The following is a 3,951-nucleotide window of genomic DNA, read 5'->3' on the forward strand; positions in this document are numbered from 1 at the left end:
AGCGAAGATAAAAAGGCGTTTTCTTTCCTGCTGGACTGTTTATTTGTTTATGGTGAGTGGACTATTACCAACAAAGTGCCAGATAACCTTTTTTGTGATCTTATCGATCAGATACGTGCTGATAGTGATCAGAATAAAGCTACTGCAGATATAAGTAAATTCAAATGGGGCGATCCTGATAAAGTAAAAAATCAGAAAGTAATCAACGGTAAAACCATGCAGGAGTGGGCGCAGAAACAGCAGGAATACGACAAACAGCGGTTAGATCTGGTTAAAGAGTGGCATCAAGAATAATATCAGGAATATTAAAATGCACTATCTACATATATTTAACGTCTGTAACGTAACAAACATTCATAAAAACAAAACAACAAGTTACCACACTAAGGATTATGCGATAAAGCTAAAAGAGATCCGCCCTTTTCCAGATGCGTTATACAGGTTAACCATAACCGCAAAAACAGAACAGACTTCTATTCTGGATAATATCTCAACGCCTGCAGGCTCTAACGTGTTTATCTGTGATTGTGTTCTGAATAAAGAAACAGAGAACGATTTACTTTTATTTGGTTATGTTGCAGATAACTTATATTACAAAATTGTGATCACCAAAGAATTTTCTTTTTAAATCTGCTTGCAATATATATTATATAGTGTATAGTATATACAGGTAACAAATTTCAGAGGTAACAACAAATGACAGATTCAAAGAAATTCAAATTCAGACCACTTTTAGATACACGCTACAACGTGCAGGAAACAGAAGATGGTGATCTTGCCGTATTCTTTGACCGCAAGGAAGTCATCGATCTGTATGACAGTTCAAATGCGATGGATGAAGTAAGTTGGTGCGAGAATGGCGATCCGCAGACTGAGCAAAGTGAACCAGTAAGGGATGATGTTAAATTTGAAACTGTACTGCAGGCACTTGATCAGTTTTTTGATCGTGATGTTCTTGATTATATCTTTAAGTATGCAGAGGAACATACCGAAGATATTGAGAACAGACAGAGCGAGCTTAATCAGGAAGATCATGATCGTGCTTATACAGAGTATATGCTCAGCAGATATGAAGATTATTAACAGATTAACGCTCTAAGGTTAACGCCTTAGAGCTTAAAATATCAGTGCTTAGATTGTAATTTTTTTAAGATTAAGGAATGATAAAAATGCTAGATAGTTACGAAATTGTTTTATACGTTTTCAAAAATGGTGTTAGTTCAACTAAAACCCCTGCATATTCTCTAAAAGAAACGGCATTAGAGTGCAACCGCTTACTTAATGAATATGACAGTATCGAGGGCGAGAATATCAAATTATCAGTGCGTGATCGTGTGCGTGAATGTGTGATCTTAACTCTTGATATTCACGATCTCAAAGCAGTAAAGCAGGCAAATGAATTTGTTGATATTAAGCGATTTTTAACAGATGCCCTGAATAAATATGATTTAAACAAGTGCCCAGAATTTGAAACGATTAGAGGTGTATTTTAAATGCGAGCCTTTAACATTATGCAGAATTTCATTTTTTATACGCTTGTTGCGCTTTTATATTTCATGTTCATTGAGATGATATTAAAACTATGATTAAAGACCGATCAAAGCGTTGTAAAGACCATTTGGGGCATCCATTTCCAGACGTGCGATCAATGTATCTGTTCTGGGGGTTAACCGAGTGGGCGTATTATCACCGCAAACATCAGGGATGGACTTTAGAGCAGATCTTAACAACGCCTGTAAAGAAACAGCGTAACAACTGCTTAAATGATTCAGAGCAGTACAAAAGACACTTTAAAAATAAACCTGAATACAAAGCTTATAAAAAAATCTCTGAGGTCAAACAATCCCTGCAGGGCGGTTATGTAGTAATTACGGAATATCAGCGAGGCTAAAAAAATGATTAAGTTAAAAGACCTGATAAAGATAATGACTAATCCCAAAGAGTTTTATCTTTGTATTCTTGATGAACATGACAACATGGCTAAAAATGACAGAGATATGGTTTATTCTCTTTGTTCTACTTATGACTTTAAGACTATTTTCTTTATCTTTGATGAAGATCGTAACTACTACACAAAAGAACGCATAGCCGAGCTTTTAGAGTATGAAGTCACTTGTATTGATAATTGGATAGCAGAGGGTAAATTTACAAATGGTGGTGTAATAACTTGGGGCGAAGAATTAAGCGAAGAAGAAAGAAAGAAACAGGACAGAATATCACATGATTTATTTGTGTATATCGCCCCTATAGAGAAAAAAAAGAAAAAAGCAAAGCAGGAAGAACAGACCGATCTATTTTCCGATATTGACGAGGTAACAGAATGATTCAGATTGTTGAGTTCAAAGAGCGTTACGGCAGAAACGATAACGCTATTCATGGTGCTAATAAATGGCTTGAAGAACACAGAGAATACAGAATTATCGACATTAAATATCAGACAATAACAGACGAGGGCGGAGATCGGACTTCAATTTTAATTGTCTATGATAATTTCACTATACCGCCTGTAAAAGCGTTAAAAGAATGTGCCGATCAACTTTAAAAAATATATAGGTAACAATATGCGCTTATTCACACGATCAGATCTTGCAGGATCTAAAAGCTATGTATATGCGATTATTCCTATATATAAAAATGACGGTCTTATTGTATATATTCCGCCTGCAAATTTTTACGATAACTTAAAAGAAACAATCAGAGAGTATCAGGAAAACCCACTTAAAGAAAAATATTATATCGGTGTGTTTGAGAAAAAACTTCTGATTGATGCACTTGATACCGATCACGTATTTAACGACATACTTTTAAATTATGAAACTAACGGAGTTGATCTTGATTATATAGATAGCTTTTTTAGTAAATCAGATCACGAAGATTTTAAAAAGGTATTAACCACTTGGATTAAAAAGCGTGTTAAAAAAGCATGGTACGCAGGCGAGCTTTTAGGAAAGTTGGTGTTATGAAACAAAAATACAGAAAGTACACTAAATCTTATATGAAGTATCTCAGATTTGTGCATACAGAATATAAAAAACCAGAATTTAAAAAGATATTGTGCCGAGGTTTTTTCGGTTTTTGGGATTATGAAGATTGGGATTATACAAAGACAAAAAGAGAGGGGCGTTTATTAGGTCATTATTACGATCATTTGTTAGGAGTGAATATATTAAATGAACATTCAGGAACACATTAGATTTTTTAACAAGGTTTTAGCACTCACAACAATCTATGCAAAGCAGAAAGTTGACGATCTTGCTTATGTTGAATTACACGGCTTAGATGTTTTTGAGGACAACGGCAATAAATACCTAAATGTGAGTTATTCATATACACGCCTTGATCGTGACGTGATCCCAGATTTTGATCTTATTCCTTTTGAATACTTGGAATTAGACATAAAAGAGGCAGAGCAGAAAATCAAAGAGGATTACGGAGAAAATGAAAACAATAACGCTTTTGATTAAGATATGCGCCTTTATTTTTATTGTTGAATTAAGCGTATTATTTATTGCTGATTGCTTAGACACGCCAGTACAGGAAATAAAAGTTAGTATATTGTGGACTGCTCTGTTTTATCTTTTAATTGACAGGTATTTTTTAAAAAGGAAGTAAAGTGAAATCATTTGATTATTACGCAGATAAATTACTCACCAAGCCACATGATCCGTTTATCGCTTATGAGTGGGCGGAGGTGCAGGATCTCACCAAGTACCCTGCGGAGCATCCTATTTTAACAAAGTTGCATCTATTGAAATTATATAAACTGATAAGAATTGCAATATATGATTTTAAAAATTTCTGGAGTTAAACAGCATGGCAATTGATATAAATATGATTCACTTTTTTGCGTTTATTACGCTGATCTTTTTTTGTGTAACAGCAATAAAAGACAATGCAAAAGAGATTACAGGCTATTTATACCTTAAAGCTCATAATTTCCGTGAATACACT

General features: G+C 34.3%; 8 protein-coding genes. All 8 read left to right on the top strand.

Annotated elements, in window-relative coordinates:
• Positions 1-294: hypothetical protein (locus ACJML3_RS04505; protein WP_406020982.1), on the top strand; the 294-nt coding region annotated here is incomplete at its 5' end.
• A gap of 402 nt (positions 295-696) precedes the next feature.
• On the top strand, positions 697-1,083 hold the full coding sequence (locus tag ACJML3_RS04510; protein WP_406020984.1) for a hypothetical protein: 387 nt from the start codon (positions 697-699) through the stop codon (positions 1,081-1,083).
• Between the two features lie 86 nt (positions 1,084-1,169).
• Complete coding sequence (locus tag ACJML3_RS04515; protein ID WP_406020986.1) at positions 1,170-1,493, top strand: hypothetical protein; 324 nt, start codon at positions 1,170-1,172, stop codon at positions 1,491-1,493.
• Positions 1,494-1,582: 89 nt separating this feature from the next.
• A complete protein-coding gene (locus ACJML3_RS04520) occupies positions 1,583-1,891 on the top strand; it encodes a hypothetical protein (RefSeq protein WP_406020988.1) in 309 nt (102 codons plus the stop codon).
• A gap of 4 nt (positions 1,892-1,895) precedes the next feature.
• Positions 1,896-2,324, top strand: coding sequence for a hypothetical protein (locus ACJML3_RS04525; RefSeq protein ID WP_406020990.1), 429 nt, complete (start codon positions 1,896-1,898; stop codon positions 2,322-2,324).
• Positions 2,321-2,542 carry a hypothetical protein gene (locus ACJML3_RS04530; RefSeq protein WP_406020992.1) on the top strand — a complete coding sequence of 74 codons (222 nt, stop codon included), beginning with the start codon at positions 2,321-2,323 and terminating at the stop codon, positions 2,540-2,542. Before ACJML3_RS04525 ends, ACJML3_RS04530 begins: the two co-directional genes overlap by 4 nt.
• 19 nt (positions 2,543-2,561) lie before the next feature.
• A complete protein-coding gene (locus ACJML3_RS04535) occupies positions 2,562-2,963 on the top strand; it encodes a hypothetical protein (protein WP_406020994.1) in 402 nt (133 codons plus the stop codon).
• A 207-nt stretch (positions 2,964-3,170) separates the two neighbouring features.
• Positions 3,171-3,464: a hypothetical protein gene (locus ACJML3_RS04540; RefSeq protein ID WP_406020996.1), complete on the top strand. Its 294-nt coding sequence runs from the start codon at positions 3,171-3,173 to the stop codon at positions 3,462-3,464.
• Positions 3,465-3,951 lie beyond the last annotated feature (487 nt).

Source organism: Succinivibrio sp., from assembly GCF_045124615.1.
Taxonomy (GTDB): domain Bacteria; phylum Pseudomonadota; class Gammaproteobacteria; order Enterobacterales; family Succinivibrionaceae; genus Succinivibrio; species Succinivibrio faecicola.